Annotated in this window: 1 protein-coding gene; it reads right to left on the bottom strand. The window is 39.1% G+C overall.

Translation table 11 applies throughout. From position 1 onward, the window contains the following. Window positions 1-180, bottom strand: a 180-nt coding sequence (locus tag AAEY72_RS15630) for an amino acid kinase family protein (protein ID WP_502945409.1), incomplete at its 3' end; no start/stop codon positions are given. Window positions 181-253 lie beyond the last annotated feature (73 nt).

Below are 253 nucleotides of genomic sequence, written 5' to 3'. Positions count from 1 at the left end.
ATGTGCCCCCGCAGCAACTGAGCCTGACGAAACTAAAATAACTTCAATACCACGAGCACGACAGCGAACAATAAACTGTGCAATGGTTAATATGTAACGTGAACGGCAGCCATCTTGATCCGGTGCAATTAAAGCACTACCTACTTTAAGTACTATACGTCGCCAATTTAACTTATTCATAAATGTTCAACTTTCCATTTTATTTGCGCTCATACAATGTGATGAGCTAAAACTAGTTAGCTAGGTTTAAAAC

Origin of the sequence: Psychrobacter sp. W2-37-MNA-CIBAN-0211 (assembly GCF_040309405.1) — a bacterium.
Classification (GTDB): domain Bacteria; phylum Pseudomonadota; class Gammaproteobacteria; order Pseudomonadales; family Moraxellaceae; genus Psychrobacter; species Psychrobacter glaciei.
Note: the sequence above shows the minus strand (reverse complement) of the source record. Positions and strands in the feature narration are given on the sequence as shown.